16 protein-coding genes are annotated in these 14658 nt (G+C 62.9%); 10 read left to right on the top strand and 6 right to left on the bottom strand.

Going from position 1 to position 14658, the window contains the following annotated elements:
* Positions 1 to 161: 161 nt before the first annotated feature.
* Positions 162 to 719 carry an HNH endonuclease gene (locus NKJ06_RS14930; protein WP_006328497.1) on the bottom strand — a complete coding sequence of 186 codons (558 nt, stop codon included), beginning with the start codon at positions 717 to 719 and terminating at the stop codon, positions 162 to 164.
* Positions 720 to 847: 128 nt separating this feature from the next.
* Positions 848 to 1489 carry a DNA-3-methyladenine glycosylase family protein gene (locus NKJ06_RS14925; RefSeq protein WP_352636285.1) on the bottom strand — a complete coding sequence of 214 codons (642 nt, stop codon included), beginning with the start codon at positions 1487 to 1489 and terminating at the stop codon, positions 848 to 850.
* A gap of 74 nt (positions 1490 to 1563) precedes the next feature.
* On the opposite strand from NKJ06_RS14925, the gene gluQRS reads away from it, so the two are divergent.
* Together gluQRS and NKJ06_RS14915 are read left to right on the top strand one after the other, a co-directional pair.
* Entirely contained in the window at positions 1564 to 2439 is an 876-nt protein-coding gene (gene gluQRS, locus NKJ06_RS14920; RefSeq protein WP_352636287.1) for a tRNA glutamyl-Q(34) synthetase GluQRS, read from the top strand.
* A 149-nt stretch (positions 2440 to 2588) separates the two neighbouring features.
* Complete coding sequence (locus NKJ06_RS14915; RefSeq protein WP_352636288.1) at positions 2589 to 3485, top strand: DMT family transporter; 897 nt, start codon at positions 2589 to 2591, stop codon at positions 3483 to 3485.
* A gap of 168 nt (positions 3486 to 3653) precedes the next feature.
* On the opposite strand, the gene NKJ06_RS14910 is transcribed toward NKJ06_RS14915, so the two are convergent.
* On the bottom strand, positions 3654 to 4505 hold the full coding sequence (locus NKJ06_RS14910; RefSeq protein ID WP_352633910.1) for a YihY/virulence factor BrkB family protein: 852 nt from the start codon (positions 4503 to 4505) through the stop codon (positions 3654 to 3656).
* A gap of 55 nt (positions 4506 to 4560) precedes the next feature.
* Here NKJ06_RS14910 and NKJ06_RS14905 point away from each other — a divergent pair, with 55 nt between their 5' ends.
* The 7 genes from NKJ06_RS14905 to NKJ06_RS14875 all read left to right on the top strand — a co-directional run bounded on the left by NKJ06_RS14905 (position 4561) and on the right by NKJ06_RS14875 (position 9990).
* Positions 4561 to 5427, top strand: a complete 867-nt coding sequence (locus NKJ06_RS14905; RefSeq protein ID WP_352633912.1) for an SDR family oxidoreductase — start codon at positions 4561 to 4563, stop codon at positions 5425 to 5427.
* 24 nt (positions 5428 to 5451) lie between these two features.
* Positions 5452 to 5643 (top strand): twin transmembrane helix small protein, encoded by a 192-nt coding sequence (locus NKJ06_RS14900; protein WP_352633914.1) that lies wholly within the window; start codon positions 5452 to 5454, stop codon positions 5641 to 5643.
* A gap of 24 nt (positions 5644 to 5667) precedes the next feature.
* On the top strand, positions 5668 to 6249 hold the full coding sequence (locus tag NKJ06_RS14895) for a cob(I)yrinic acid a,c-diamide adenosyltransferase (RefSeq protein ID WP_352633916.1): 582 nt from the start codon (positions 5668 to 5670) through the stop codon (positions 6247 to 6249).
* Positions 6250 to 6277: 28 nt separating this feature from the next.
* Complete coding sequence (locus NKJ06_RS14890; protein ID WP_352810038.1) at positions 6278 to 7075, top strand: rhomboid family intramembrane serine protease; 798 nt, start codon at positions 6278 to 6280, stop codon at positions 7073 to 7075.
* A gap of 215 nt (positions 7076 to 7290) precedes the next feature.
* Positions 7291 to 8040: an electron transfer flavoprotein subunit beta/FixA family protein gene (locus NKJ06_RS14885; RefSeq protein ID WP_352633920.1), complete on the top strand. Its 750-nt coding sequence runs from the start codon at positions 7291 to 7293 to the stop codon at positions 8038 to 8040.
* A gap of 23 nt (positions 8041 to 8063) precedes the next feature.
* Positions 8064 to 8993 carry an electron transfer flavoprotein subunit alpha/FixB family protein gene (locus NKJ06_RS14880; protein ID WP_352633922.1) on the top strand — a complete coding sequence of 310 codons (930 nt, stop codon included), beginning with the start codon at positions 8064 to 8066 and terminating at the stop codon, positions 8991 to 8993.
* 118 nt (positions 8994 to 9111) lie between these two features.
* On the top strand, positions 9112 to 9990 hold the full coding sequence (locus NKJ06_RS14875; RefSeq protein ID WP_352633924.1) for a 3-hydroxybutyryl-CoA dehydrogenase: 879 nt from the start codon (positions 9112 to 9114) through the stop codon (positions 9988 to 9990).
* Between the two features lie 41 nt (positions 9991 to 10031).
* On the opposite strand, the gene NKJ06_RS14870 is transcribed toward NKJ06_RS14875, so the two are convergent.
* The 3 genes from NKJ06_RS14870 to NKJ06_RS14860 all read right to left on the bottom strand — a co-directional run bounded on the left by NKJ06_RS14870 (position 10032) and on the right by NKJ06_RS14860 (position 13366).
* The gene (locus NKJ06_RS14870) at positions 10032 to 11963 is read right to left on the bottom strand and encodes a PAS domain S-box protein (RefSeq protein WP_352633926.1); all 1932 of its coding nucleotides are present in this window, start codon (positions 11961 to 11963) and stop codon (positions 10032 to 10034) included.
* Positions 11964 to 12174: 211 nt separating this feature from the next.
* Positions 12175 to 12813 (bottom strand): NrsF family protein, encoded by a 639-nt coding sequence (locus NKJ06_RS14865; RefSeq protein ID WP_352633928.1) that lies wholly within the window; start codon positions 12811 to 12813, stop codon positions 12175 to 12177.
* 1 nt (position 12814) lies between these two features.
* On the bottom strand, positions 12815 to 13366 hold the full coding sequence (locus NKJ06_RS14860) for a sigma-70 family RNA polymerase sigma factor (RefSeq protein WP_352633930.1): 552 nt from the start codon (positions 13364 to 13366) through the stop codon (positions 12815 to 12817).
* A 206-nt stretch (positions 13367 to 13572) separates the two neighbouring features.
* Here NKJ06_RS14860 and NKJ06_RS14855 point away from each other — a divergent pair, with 206 nt between their 5' ends.
* The gene (locus NKJ06_RS14855; protein ID WP_352633932.1) at positions 13573 to 14580 is read left to right on the top strand and encodes an iron ABC transporter substrate-binding protein; all 1008 of its coding nucleotides are present in this window, start codon (positions 13573 to 13575) and stop codon (positions 14578 to 14580) included.
* Positions 14581 to 14658: the final 78 nt, after the last annotated feature.

Genomic DNA, 14658 nt, shown 5'->3' with positions numbered 1-14658 from the left:
TAAACCGCTTTCTCTTCATCAGTCCGTCCTTCAATCAAGGCCCGGACTCTAATCTCAGATGGAGGAAATTCTCAGTGGCAGGTCAGGTCCAGTAGGCATGTGAGCATCGGAAGCGCAGACAATCGCTCCAGACGGCCGGCCTCCCGAATTCTCGGACGAGCTCAGGGTTCGAGTTCGACATCCCAGTACAGATAATCCATCCAGCTCTCATGCAGATGGTTGGGCGGGAACAGGCGGCCGTTATTGTGCAGATCGTGCACTGTCGGCTGGAATGGCTTTTGCAGCGGCCACATCTTGGCGTGCGCCGGCATCATGCCGCCCTTCCTGAGGTTGCAAGGCGAACAGGCGGCAACGACATTCTCCCATGTGGTCGCGCCGCCGCGATGGCGGGGGATGACGTGATCGAAGGTCAGGTCCTCCGGCGTGCCGCAATACTGGCACTGGAAACGGTCGCGCAGGAAGACGTTGAAGCGGGTGAAGGCCGGATGCCTCGACGGCTTCACATAGGCCTTCAGGCTGACCACGCTCGGCAGCTTCATCGAGAAGGTCGGCGAGGAAACGGCGTGCTCGTATTCGGCCACGATGTTCACCCGGTCGAGGAACACCGCCTTGATCGCGTCTTGCCACGACCAGAGCGACAGGGGGTAATAGCTGAGCGGACGGTAATCCGCATTCAGCACCAGTGCTGGAAGCCCATCCGGAGATACGGCAACCGTCACGTGTTTACCTCCTTGGTTCTAGACCCGAACGGCGAGGATACTGTAAGCCCGACATGACAGGGATGTGAAGCGGATTGTCGCGTCATCGAAGCGGCAAAAAGACATGATTTTCAGGCTTTTTTGCGGTTTCAGGCTGGTGGTGCGGCGTCCCGCCCTCTGGTTTCGCGATAATAGGACCAGAAAAGCCGCGACGCGACACCTCGCCACGGGCTCCATGATTCGGCCAATGCGATCAGTGTTTTCTCCGGCGGACGCGGGTCGATGCCGAGCGCGTGGCCGACCGCGCTCTGCAGCGCGACGTCTCGCGCCGGGAAGATGTCGGGGTGCCCGGCGGCAAACAACAGGTAGACTTCCGCCGTCCAGGGACCGATGCCGGACACCGCCGTCATCGTCGTGATCGCCTCCTGGGCATCGAGCGAACAGAGGTGATGCAGGTCGAGGCCATCGACCACGGCTTTCGCAATTGCGATCAGGCCGCGCTGCTTGGGCCGCGACAGGCCGGCGTCGCGAAACATGTCTTCGCCGGCAGCCAGGATAGCCTGCGGCGTCAGCGGATCGACGAGTTTCGTCAGCCGGCCGAAGATGGCATCGGCGCTGGCGCGGGACACTTGCTGCGAGACGACGATCGACGCCAGGCTCCTGAACCCCGGCTCGGAAAGCCGCAGCGGCACCTCGCCGGCCATGCCGCGCACCTTTTCCAGGCGTGGGTCGATCACGCAAAGCGCATCGAGCCCCCGGGCAATGTCGTCCGATGTCACGATACGCTGCATGCTTTCTTGTTCCTTGACCGGCTGCACGGTAGCAATTGGCAAAACCGCCGCACAACCCGATTGCCGTTTGAGAGATGACACTCCTGACATTCCGCTTCGCGCCCAGCCCCAATGGCGACCTGCATCTCGGCCATGCCTTTTCGGCGCTGCTCAACCAGAAGCTGGCGACACAGGCTGGCGGCCGCCTGCTGCTGCGCATCGAGGATATCGACACCACGCGCTGCACGCCGCAATTCGAGGCCGGCGTGCTTGCCGATCTGAAATGGCTGGGGCTCGCCTGGGAAGAGCCGGTGCGCCGCCAGTCGGAGCATTTCGCCGAATACGAGGCGACGCTTGAGCGGCTGATCGAGGAAGAACTCGTCTATCCCGCCTTCATGAGCCGTGGTGAAATCCGCGCCTTCATCACCGACAGCGACGGGCACGGGCGCGACTGGCCGCGCGACCCCGACGGCGTGCCGCTCTATCCCGCCGCCGACAAGGCGCTGCCGGTGAAGGAACGCAAGCGGCGGATTGCCGAAAACACGCCCTTCGCCTGGCGGCTGGATATCGGCGCCGCCTTGGCGCGTGTCGGCAAGGACCTGTCATGGACGGAGTATTCCGACGAGACGCTGGTTGCGACACGCTCCGTCGAAGCCCGCCCGCAGGACTGGGGCGACGTGATCGTGGCACGCCGCGACATCCCGACCAGCTACCACCTCGCCGTCGTCATGGACGATGCGCTGCAAGGCATCAGTCACGTCGTGCGCGGGCAGGATCTGTTTTCCGCCACCGGCGTGCAGCGCCTCCTCCAGGAGCTACTCGGGCTGCCGCAACCGGCCTATTTCCATCATCGTCTCATCCTCGGGCCCGACGGACGAAAGCTGTCCAAGAGCCTCGGCGACACCGGCCTAGCCGCGCTACGTCATGCCGGCGCATCACCTGATGACGTCAGGCGGATGGTCGGGCTTTGAGTCCGGCGGGATCAGAGAAACCGCCAGCCAGATGCACCGGGCGTTGAATTCCGGTGATGTATGGATCAACGGTTTCGCTTTGCGCGCCGGGTTGAACGGTATTAGAGCATCGCCACGGCAATTCTCTCCAGTACGGCGGACTCCGGAACATGCGCAGCATCAAGCGGTTCATTCCCGCCACCTTCGTCGTCCTGTGGGCGACCGGCTTCATCGGCGCGCGCTATGCCATGCCGTGGGCGGAGCCGTTCACCTTCCTTGCCGCGCGTTTCGTCATCGCCGCTGTCCTGCTGGCCATCCTGATGCTTGTGCTGGGCTCGAAGGGAGCCACAAGCGAGGAGGCATTGCATGCCACCGGCGCCGGCATACTGATGCACGGCGTCTATCTCGGCGCAGTGTTCTGGGCCATCCACCGGGGCATGCCTGCCGGCTTTTCGGCCCTCATCGTCGGCCTGCAGCCGCTGATCACGGCGGTGCTTGCCGGCAAGTTTCTCGGCGAGGCGATCCTGCCGCGCCACTGGCTTGGCCTTGGCATCGGCCTCATCGGCATCGTCATCGTGCTGTGGCCCAAGCTCGGGGCGCTGGGCGGCGGCGTGACGGCGGCGACGCTGACCGCCTCGCTGGTCTCGGTGCTCGGCATGAGCGCCGGCACCATCTGGCAGAAACGCTTCGCATCCGGCGGCGACCTCGTCGCGGCAACCATGTGGCAATATGTCGGCGGCGCGGCTGTCATGATCCTGGCGGCGCTGGCCTTCGAGACGCACACGGTCGTCATCAACGGCGAACTGATCTTCGCCATGGCCTGGCTGGTGCTGGTGCTGTCGCTCGGCGCCATCTTCCTGTTGATGGTGATGATCCGCGACGGCGAGATGTCGAAAGTGGCCTCGCTGTTCTATTTGGTGCCGGCGGTGACGGCCATCATCGCCTGGGCCTTGTTCGACGAGCAGCTCAACGCGCTGCAGATTGTCGGCATGGCGATCACCACATTCGGCGTCGGCCTGGCAACGGCGCGGCAGACCAAGGGAAGAATTGAGGAATTGAGGAATTGAGGAATTGAGGAATTGAGGAATTGAGGAATTGAGGAATTGAGGAATTGAGGAATTGAGGAATTGAGGAATTGAGGAAAATGGCCCCATCTGGCGCTGGGTGCTACTTCTTTAATTCTTCAATTCTTCAATTCTACAATTCCTCAATTCTCCCGTTCCCCCATTCGGCCATCATCCAACCCGCGCGCGTGCCTCCAGATAGCGGCTGATCGCGGCGTTGAGTTCGCCGCCGAGGATGAAGATCGCCGAGACCATGTAGAGGAAAACCACAGCGATCATGATCGAGGCAAGGCCGGCATAGGTCGTCACATAGGACGAGAAGTGGTCGAGATAGGTGGCGAAGATGGTCGATCCGACTAGCCATGCCGCCAGCGTGAAGATGATGCCCGGCACCAGCGAGACGAAGCGGCGCTTGCCCGCCGGCAGCCAGAAATGCACGGCAAACAAGCCGCCGACGATGACCACCGAGGCGATGACATAACGCCACAGCGTGATCGTGCCCATATAAGGCTTGATCCAGTCGATATGGGCTTCGGCGAGCCGCGCCAGCAATGGCGCGAACACCAAAAGCACGCTGATCGCCAGGAAACCGGCCGTCGCGATGAGAACGAAGATAATGCTTTGCACCCGGCGGTAGATGATGCCGCGCGTTTCCGACACGCGATAGGCGCGGTTGAGCGACGTGCGTAGCGCCTCGATGCCGTTCGAGGCAAAGTAGGCGGCAAGCAGCACGCCGTAGGTCAAGAGGTCGGTGCGCCTGACGGTCAGCACATTGAGCACTTCGCGCGCGATCGGCTTGGCGATCTGTTCGGGCCAGGTGTCGAACACCAGATGCACGGCCGTATCGGAGAACGCCTGCGCGCCGAGAAAGCTCGCCAGCGTCGTGGCGAAGATCAGGAACGGGAACAGCGCCATCAGCGATGTTATCGCCAGATGGCTGGCCATCGCCCAGCCATCATCGGTGTTGAAATGGCCAAGCGCGTCGTAGAGAACTCGCTTGAGGGCTACGATCTTCCGCAACAAGAACAGCGCCCTCCAATTGTCTCCACGCCGGGAATATGGGAAGGGATTGCGGCAAATGGCAACCCTTGGCGAAACCACGAGCAGTCCGGCGCAAGAATTGCGCTCGATCATCGTCACCGGAGCATCTTCGGGGATAGGCGCGTACTGCGCCCGCGCGTTGAAGGCGGAAGGCTGGCGGGTGTTCGCGACAGCGCGCAAGCCGCAGGACATCGCCGCACTCGAAGCCGACGGTATCGAGGCCTTCTATCTCGATTATTGCGAACCGGATTCCATCGCCGCGCTGGTGACGGCTGTGCTCGATCGCACGGGCGGCAGGCTCGACGCCCTGTTCAACAATGGCGCCTATGCGCAGCCCGGTGCCGTCGAGGATCTGCCCGTCGCAGCGCTCAAGGAGCAGTTCGAGGTGAATTTCTTCGGCTGGCATGACCTGACCCGCCGGCTGGTGCCGGTGATGCGCCGCCAGGGGCGCGGCCGCATCGTCCACTGCTCGTCGATCCTCGGCTTGATGCCAGTGCGTTTCCGCGGCGCCTATTCGGCGTCGAAACACGCCTTGGAGGCCCTGATGCTCTGCCAGCGCCAGGAACTGGCCGGGAGCGGCGTCCATGTTTCGCTGATCGAGCCGGGGCCGGTGAAGTCAAAGATCGCCAGCAATGCGCTTCCCTGGTTTCTCAGGAATATCGACCACGAGACGTCCGTCCACCGCCTCGACTATGCGGCGCAGCTGGAGCGGCTGCGGGCCGGCGGCAGCCAATCGGCCTTGAAGCCTGGGCCGGAAGTGGTTCACGCGGCGCTACGCCATGCACTTCTGTCGCGGCGCCCGCGCCCGCACTATGTGGTAACAGTGCCGGCCAGAATCGGTGCGGCGCTCAAACGCATCCTGCCCGCTTCGATGCTCTATCGCCTGCTCGCCAAGCGAGCCTGAAGCCAAACAACTGGAAACGCAATAATGGCATCCGTCTTCAACATCCTCGCCATTCTGGTCATGGTCGCCGTGGTGATCGTTCTCGTTCGCGGTCTCATCAACATGATGCGAGGTGGTTCGGGCGTCACCTCGAACAAGCTGATGCAGACGCGCGTTCTGTTGCAGGCCGTGGCGCTGGCGCTGATCCTGCTTGCGGTGTATTTCACCCGCAAGTGAGGATATCGGTAGCCGGGAGGCGACGTGGTCAAGCTCAACAAGATCTACACCCGCACCGGCGATGATGGCACCACGGGTCTCGGCACCGGCGAACGGCGGCTGAAATCCGATCTGCGGGTGGACGCCTACGGCACGGTCGACGAGGCCAATGCCTGCATTGGCATCGCCCGGGTCCACACGGCATCGGCCCACCCCGAGCTCGACGCCATGCTTTCCCGCATCCAGAACGATCTATTCGACCTCGGCGCCGATCTCGCCGTGCCAGACGATGGCAAGCCGCTCGGCTATGAACCGCTTCGCATCATCGCCGTGCAGACCGACCGGGTCGAGAAGGACATCGACCTGCTCAACAAGGAGCTTCAGCCGCTCAAATCCTTCGTGCTCAATGGCGGCACACCGGCAGCGGCGGCACTTCACCTTGCCCGCACCGTGGCGCGGCGGGCCGAACGGCTGATGGTGGCCCTGGCCCAGGACCCGGACGAACACGTCAACCGCGACGGGCTGAAATACATCAATCGCGTCTCGGATTTCCTGTTTGTCGCCGCCCGGGCGGTCAATGACAACGGAAACGCCGACGTGCTATGGGTTCCCGGCAAGAACCGCTGATCGTCGAAAGCGGAAGAGGATCTGGGAAATGTTCATCCCGCTTTACGACACCAACAGGCTGCGGCACATCCGCCTGCAATATGTGACGATCGGGCTGATCGTGGCCAACGCGCTGGTCTATTTCGCCACCGCGCTAGGCGGCGAGAGTTTCACCAATGCCGCAGTGCTTGGTCTCGGCTTCATCCCGTCGGTCGTCCATGACACTGCCGAGCTTGACCCTCGTTTCATCGTCATCCCCGAAAGCCTGAGCTACCTCACCTATTCCTTCCTGCACGCAGACATCTTCCACCTCGGCGGCAACATGCTGTTCCTGTGGGTGTTCGGTGACAATGTCGAGGACGCGCTCGGCCACATCCGCTACCTCATTTTCTACCTGTTGTGCGCCATTGCGGGAGCCGCGTTCCAGGGTTTGATCGCCTGGGATTCCCAGGTGCCGCTGATCGGCGCGTCCGGCGCCATTGCCGGCGTGGTCGTCGCCTATCTGATCCTTTATCCCAGGGTGAAGGTCTGGGTGCTGGCCTTTGCCCGCATCCCGCTGCGCATCCCCGCCTTCATTCCGCTCTTCCTGTGGGTGCTGTTCCTGGTGGTGATGTTTGCCGCCGGCGGCGAGGATCAGATATCATGGGCCTGCCATATCGGCGGCATAATCGCCGGCGCTGTGCTGGTGCTGGTTCTGCGCAGCCCCGGCGTGCCGCTGTTTGCCGGCGCTGACGACGATGCAGCGATCGCCGCTCCCAACCAGCCGCAGGCCACCGCTGAACCATTGGCGCCTGAGCAACCTGCCGCGACGCAATGGGGGCGAGGAAACGCTTCCAGTTCGGACTGAACCGATTTGAGCCGCTCGCGGCGTATTGACGTGCAGGGTTGCCACAATTACGGAAACGTCTCCGCCGCAGCCAAAGGCGGTCAAAGACCAGAATTTCCATCCGGCCAGAATTTCCATCCGGCCAGAATTTCCACCCGGAATGTCGGCTTTCGACAACTCAGAACGGGCGCAGGCTGCTATAGCGCGCCCAACTAGCGTGAAGAGGTGACAGGCAAATGAAGATCCTTGTGCCCGTGAAGCGGGTTGTGGATGCGAACGTCAAGGTTCGCGTGAAGGCTGATGGTTCGGCGGTGGAACTCGCCAACGTCAAGATGGCGATGAACCCATTCGACGAGATCGCAGTGGAAGAAGCAATCCGGCTGAAGGAAGCCGGCAAGGCGGAAGAGATCATCGTCGTCTCGATCGGCCCGCAGCAGGCGCAGGAAACCCTGCGCACCGCGCTCGCCATGGGCGCCGACCGCGCTATCCTGGTCAAGACCGACGAACAGACCGAGCCGCTCGGCGTCGCCAAGGTGCTGAAGGGCGTCGTCGACGCCGAACAGCCCGGCCTCGTCATCCTCGGCAAGCAAGCAATCGACGACGACTCGAACCAGACCGGCCAGATGCTGGCGGCGCTGCTGGGCTGGGCGCAGGGCACCTTCGCCTCCAAGGTCGTGATCGAGGGCGACAAGGCCAAGGTGACGCGCGAGGTCGACGGCGGCCTGCAGACGGTGGAGCTGAAGATGCCGGCGATCGTCACCGCCGACCTTCGCCTCAACCAGCCGCGCTATGCCTCGCTGCCCAACATCATGAAGGCCAAGAAGAAGCAGTTGGACGAAAAGAGCCCGGCCGACTACGGCGCCGACGTCAAACCGCGGCTGAAGGTCATCAAGACCGAGGAGCCGAGCGGCCGCAAGGCAGGCGTCAAGGTCAAGAGCGTCGCCGAACTGGTCGACAAGCTGAAGAACGAAGCAGGCGTTTTGTGAGCGATCGGGAAAGGAACAGACAAATGGCAATTCTCCTCATCGCAGAACACGACAACGCCACTCTTTCCGACCAGACCGCCAAGGCGCTTTCGGCGGCGCTGCAGATCGGCTCGGACGTGCACGTGCTGGTTGCCGGCAAGGGCGCCAAGCCGGCAGCGGACGCCGCCGCCAAGCTCAAGGGCGTGAGCAAGGTGCTGCTCGCCGAAGCCGACGAGCTTGCCGAGCGTCTCGCCGAACCGACGGCGGCACTGGTTGTGTCGCTGGCAGGCGCCTACGACACCATCATCGCCCCGGCGACCTCGTCGGGCAAGAATGTCGCGCCGCGCGTGGCTGCCCTGCTCGACGTCGCGCAGGTATCCGAGATCATCGAAGTCGTATCGCCCGACACCTTCAAGCGGCCGATCTATGCCGGCAACGCCATCCAGACGGTGCAGTCGACCGACGCCAAGAAGGTGATCACGGTCCGCACCGCCTCCTTCCAGGCTGCCCCCGAAGGCGGCTCGGCCTCCGTCGAGACCGTCAAGGCGGCAGCCAACCCCGGCCTGTCCTCCTTCGTCGAGAACAAGCTCTCGGAGACCGACCGTCCGGAACTGACCTCGGCCAAGATCATCATCTCTGGTGGTCGCGCGCTGGGCTCCTCGGAAAAATTCCAGGAGGTCATCCTGCCGGTCGCCGACAAGCTCGGTGCAGCTGTCGGCGCCTCGCGCGCCGCCGTCGATGCCGGCTATGCGCCGAACGACTGGCAAGTCGGCCAGACCGGCAAGGTCGTCGCCCCTGATCTCTACATCGCGGTGGGCATCTCCGGCGCCATCCAGCACCTCGCCGGCATGAAGGATTCGAAGGTCATCGTCGCCATCAACAAGGACGAGGAGGCGCCGATCTTCCAGGTTGCCGACTACGGCCTCGTGGGCGATCTCTTCGTCATCCTGCCGGAGCTGCAAAAGGTGCTTTGACGCTTTCTGCCAAAGCGTATTAAATGGTGAGGGGTGGGGTAGACGAAGTCGCCCCGCCCTTTTAGTTTGCACCGCACAAAAAGCAGGCCGCAAAAGGCCTTTTGACGGGATCGGTGTAATGAGCAAGATCGAAACGATCGGCATCATCGGCGCGGGCCAGATGGGCGGCGGCATCGCCCATGTCTCCGCGCTTTCGGGCTACAAGGTGCTGATCTATGATATTTCGCCCGACCGCATCGAGAAGGGCATCGCCACCATCAGCGGCAACATGGCCCGCCAGGTGGGGTCCGGAAAGCTCGACGAGAACGTGCGCAACGAGGCGATGGCGCGCATCGCTTCCGCCCCGGCGATGGCCGATCTTGCCGGTGCCGATCTGGTGATCGAAGCCGCGACCGAGGACGAGACGGTCAAGCGCAAGATCTACGCCCAGCTCTGTCCGCAGCTCAATCCCGAAGCCATCCTGGCGACCAACACCTCGTCGATCTCGATCACGCGGCTTGCCGCGCAGACCGACCGGCCGGAGCGGTTCATCGGTATACATTTCATGAACCCGGTGCCGCTGATGAAGCTGGTCGAATTGGTGCGCGGCATTGCCACCGAGGACCAGACCTTCGAGGCGGCAAAGACCTATGTGAAGCAGCTCGACAAGACGATCACGGTTTCGGAGGATTTTCCGGCCTTCATCGTCAACCGCATCCTGCTGCCGATGATCAACGAGGCGATCTACACGCTCTATGAGGGTGTCGGTTCGGTCGATGCCATCGACACCGCCATGCGGCTCGGCGCCAACCATCCGATGGGGCCGCTGCAGCTTGCCGATTTCATCGGGCTCGATACCTGCCTGTCGATCATGCAGGTGCTGCATGACGGCCTGTCGGACTCGAAATACCGCCCTTGCCCGCTGCTGGTGAAATATGTCGAGGCCGGCTGGCTCGGCCGCAAGACCGGGCGCGGCTTCTACGACTATCGCGGCGAGCATCCCGTCCCTACGCGCTGATCGGATCCGCGTCAGCAGCAGGCTTTCGGGACCGGCTCTGATCAGGACGCCGCGGCCAGCGGCTCGGGCCGCTGTGTCCTGTCGGCCATGCTCTCGCTGTCCGGCGCCACGCAAACGCAGCCACGGCCTGCCGCCTTGGCCGCGTAGCAAGCGGCATCGGCCCTGGCGATGATCTCGTCGACTTCGCCGCAATTGGCGCCGATCGCAGCCAGCCCGATGCTGGCGCCGATCACGTGAGGACGGTCGTCCCAGGTGAAGTCCAGGCCGCCGATCGCATCGATGATGGAGCGCGCCGCGATCTTGGCGCCGGCCGCCGAACCCGATTTCAGAATGACCGCGAATTCGTCGCCGCCCAGACGAGCGACGATGTCATCTGGACCAAGCACGCCGCGAACCGCCCCGGCAACCCGCTTCAGCAGCGCGTCTCCCGCGGCGTGGCCGCCCGTATCGTTGACCAGTTTGAAGTGGTCGAGATCGATGAACATGAACTGATGTCCGCTACCTTTGCCCGAAGTGCCGTCCTTGCGCGCCTGACCGACGAGGTCCTCCATGGCGCGGATGAAGCTCGAGCGGTTGGCAAGGCCGGTCAGCGCGTCATGCGCGGCGGCGTGGGCGAGCTGGCGCTGCAGCGCGCGCGCATCGGTGAAGTCCTGGAAGACGATGACCAGTCCGCAAAATTCGTTGCGCTCGTTGATGATCGGCGACACGACCTGACGGATGCTGCAGCGGGTGTCGTCGCGCCGGATGAGAACGGCGCGGCTGTTCTGGTCTGCAGGCGCCTGGCCGATCGCCGGTCGGGTCATGCCTATCCTGTGTCCCGTCTCTTCGTCGACCGCCCAGTAGACATGGCCCAGCATCTTGCCGAGAGCTTCGTCACCGGCAACACCGGTCAGCTTTTCGGCGACCGGATTCATGAAGGTGACGCGGTTTGCGGCATCGGTGCAGATGACGGCATCGCCGATCGACTGCAGCGTCACCCTGAGCCGCTCCTTTTCATCGGCCAGCATTGCCGCCGATACGATGAGGCGTGCTTCGGCCTCCTTGCGCCGGGTGATATCGATCAGGCTGCCGATGGCCCTGACCAGCCGCCCGTCCTTGTCACGCTCGATGGCCTTGCCGCGGTCGAGGAACCACATCCAGTGGCCATCCTTGTGGCGCATCCTGAACTCGGCTTCGAAGAACGGCGTCTTGCCCTCGAGATGGGCGCGATCCGCTTCGGCGACAGTCTCGCGATCATCGGGATGGATCATCGTCAGCCAGCGGTCGGTGTCGCCGTCGAGCTCGCCATCCGCATAGCCCAGCATCTTGACCCAGGTCGAGGAATAGGTCGTGCCGCCCTTGCGCATGTCGAGGTCCCAGACACCTTGGCCGGCGCCGGCCAGGGCGAAATTCCAACGGGTTTCCGCTTCGGCAATGCGCACCTCGGCCTGCTTGCGCGCGTCGATGTTCTCGATCTGCGAGACGAGATAGAGCGGGCGGGCGCTGCTCTCGTCGCGAATGACCGAACCGGCAAGATGCGCCCAGACGGGTGTGCCGTCCTTGCGGAGATACCGCTTCTCGAAGTGGAAGGAGTTGACCGTGCCGGCTCTCATGCCGTCCATCGTTTCGCGCCCGATATGCAGATCTTCGGGATGCGTGATCTGGAAGAAGGTGAGCGCCTCGATCTCCTCGTTTGTGTAGCCAAGCATGGCGGCGAAGGCCGGATTGGTCTGAAGAATACGCCCGTCGAGACCGACAACGACGATGCCGATTGCCGAATCCTCCATGGCGCGTCGAAAGCGCTGTTCGCTCTCCGAGATCTGCCGGCGATCCTCGCTGATCCGGCGGATGAACAGGGCGGCAAGGACAAGGGCGCCCACCGCTACCCCCACCGAGATCTGCAGGCAGAATTTCAGCGCCTCGATGTCGACGTCAAGGCGCGACAGCAGGATCGAGGCCGCCACGACGCTCAGGCCGGCTAGGAGCAACGCCAACCCTGTGTGTCTAAAAGATTTTCGGCCGGTCAAACCTTGCCACATCACGATACGTGCCACCCCCGTGCGCAAACGCATGTTGTCGCATCAACCTTGACGGATCGATTTTAAGGAAAGGTTGCGTCCGGCATACCGGCACTATTGCGAACCGACAAACAATTGCCGGCATGATTAAGGATCGGTGTGCAGGGGTAGCGGTCGTGGCGGAACGCTACCAGCGCACGAAAAACCGCCCGCCAAGTGCGCCAAGCAGCGCGAGCACCGTGATCGCCAGCGAGTACCAGGTCGCGACGAAAAGCGGCGAGTCGTCGAAGCAGTGCGCGGCATAGAACGTCGCCGCCAGCCCGCCGGCGAGCAGGCCCGCCACCGCGCCGGCAAGTACCGGCCGTGTCGGCGCGCCGTAGCGCAGCATCCACAGGAAGATGGCAAGCGGACCGATCCCGATCAAAGGGATGAATGTCATGCAGACCATCATGTTGGAGCCGATCATCCTTGTGCCCCACAGCGCCTCCGGCACCATGAAAAGCTCCAGAACCACCGCCACGGCTACCAGCACCGGCGCCGCAGCCATCCAGGCCATTGCCCGGCCCATCGAGGCACCCGGCGCCGACAAGGCACGGATCAGGGCAAAGGCGCTGCTGGCAAGCACGATGGTGAAAACAAATTTGGAGAGAAAGCGCATCGTATGCGCGGCCGCCATGAAGTCCGGGCGCGGGCCGATGGTCAGCAGGAAGACGACAGCCGCGATCACCGCTGCCGCAGCGGCGGCCATCCACCAGGCCGAGTGTAATGGCATCGCCTTGCTGCTTGCATCGGCGTCCAGCGCCTTGATGAGATCGTCCGTCCTCATATCATTCCCGCCCAAACCGCCCCTGCCCGAACCGCTTGGCTATCGCCGCAAGTCCCCGATGCAGCGACACACGTACCGCCGTCTCGCTGATGCCGAACTTTGCCGCCGTCTCGCCGATGGTGCGGCCTTCCACCGACACGGCCGAGACCACCGAGCGCTGTGCCGGCGACAGGCCGTCCAATGCCCGGTTGATGTCGCGCTCGCTGACGGTTTCCGTTTCCGGCTCGGCGAAGGTCTCGGCGATATCGTCGACGTCGATTTCGATGCGCCGTCCGCGCCGCCGGAACGCGTCGATCAGCTTGAAGCGGGCAATTGCATAGATCCATGGCAACACCGGCGCATCCTGTCGCCAGGTATGCCGTTTCACATGAATGGCCAACAAGGTTTCCTGCACGACATCCTCGGGATCGACCCCGCCCTGCACGATCTTGCGCCGGACAAAACCGCGCACCAGCGCGGCAATCCGATGCAGAAAGTCGGCATAGGCCTTTTCGTCTCCCGCGATCGCGGCCCGCATCAGCCGGGAAAGCTCGGCCTCATCCTTGCCGCTCACAAGAGTTACTCCCCCGATTTTCGCGTCTCGGCGCTGATTTGTTACGTGGCCGGCGAAATAATGTCCAAGCCAAACTAGCTGCAAATCACGAAAGTTTGCGCCCCGGCGCCTGATTAAAATCGGCAAAGCAATGTTGACTATCCTGGTCAGGTATCGATAGGTGCAGCCCTGACAGACCGAAGACCCCAGAGATCGAGGACAATGCCATGAAATACGCTCTTTCCACCCTCGTCGGCGCTACCGCGCTGGCAATCAGCCTGATCGGCGGCCCGGCGATGGCGGAAGATGATGGCATCATTGTCTACAATGCCCAGCACGAGAATCTTACCAAGGCGTGGGCCGAAGGCTTCACCAAGGAAACCGGCATCAAGGTCACCGTCCGCAACGGTGGCGACAGCGATTTCTCCAACCAGATCGTCGCCGAGGGTGCTGCTTCGCCGGCCGACGTGTTCCTGACGGAAAACTCACCTGCCATGGTGCTGGTCGAGACGGCCGGCCTGTTCGCGCCGGTCGAAGCCGACACACTGGCCCAAGTTCCCCAGGACTATCAGCCGGCCAGCGGCAAATGGGTCGGCGTCGCGGCGCGCAGCACGGTCTTTGCCTATAACAAGACCAAGCTCACCGCCGACCAGTTGCCCAAGTCGATGCTTGACCTCGCCGATCCAAGCTGGAAGGGCCGTTGGGCCGCTTCCCCATCGGGCGCCGATTTCCAGGCCATCGTCAGCGCGCTGCTGCAGCTCAAGGGCGAGGCCGCCACGGCGGACTGGCTGAAGGCGATGAAAACCAATTTCACCGCCTACAAGGGCAACAGCACGGTGATGAAGGCGGTCAATGCCGGCGAAATCGAAGGCGGCGTGATCTACCACTATTACTACTTCGGCGATCAGGCCAAGACCGGTGAAAACAGCGCAAATATCGAGCTGCACTATTTCAAGAACCAGGATCCGGGCGCGTTCGTTTCGATCTCCGGTGGCGGTGTGCTGGCTTCGAGCAAGCATCCGAAGGAAGCCCAGGCCTTCCTGAAATGGGTGACCGGCAAGGGCGGCCAGGACGTGCTGAAGACCGGCGATTCCTTCGAATACGCGGTCGGCAAGGGTGCGGAGTCCAACCCGAAGCTGGTGCCGCTCGCCGATCTGCAGGCGCCGAAGGTCGACGCTACGACGCTGAATTCCAAGAAGGTCACCGACCTGATGACGGCAGCCGGCTTGCTTTAGTTGTCATTCCTCCTAAAAGGACAGCCGACCACGCTCCCGCGGGAATTCGCCTTCCGCGGGAGTGATTTTGTTTTTCGA

Origin of the sequence: Mesorhizobium sp. M0293 (genome assembly GCF_040321735.1) — a bacterium.
GTDB lineage: Bacteria > Pseudomonadota > Alphaproteobacteria > Rhizobiales > Rhizobiaceae > Mesorhizobium.
The sequence above is the reverse complement of the archived record's forward strand: the minus strand, read 5'-3'. Positions and strand labels throughout refer to the sequence as shown.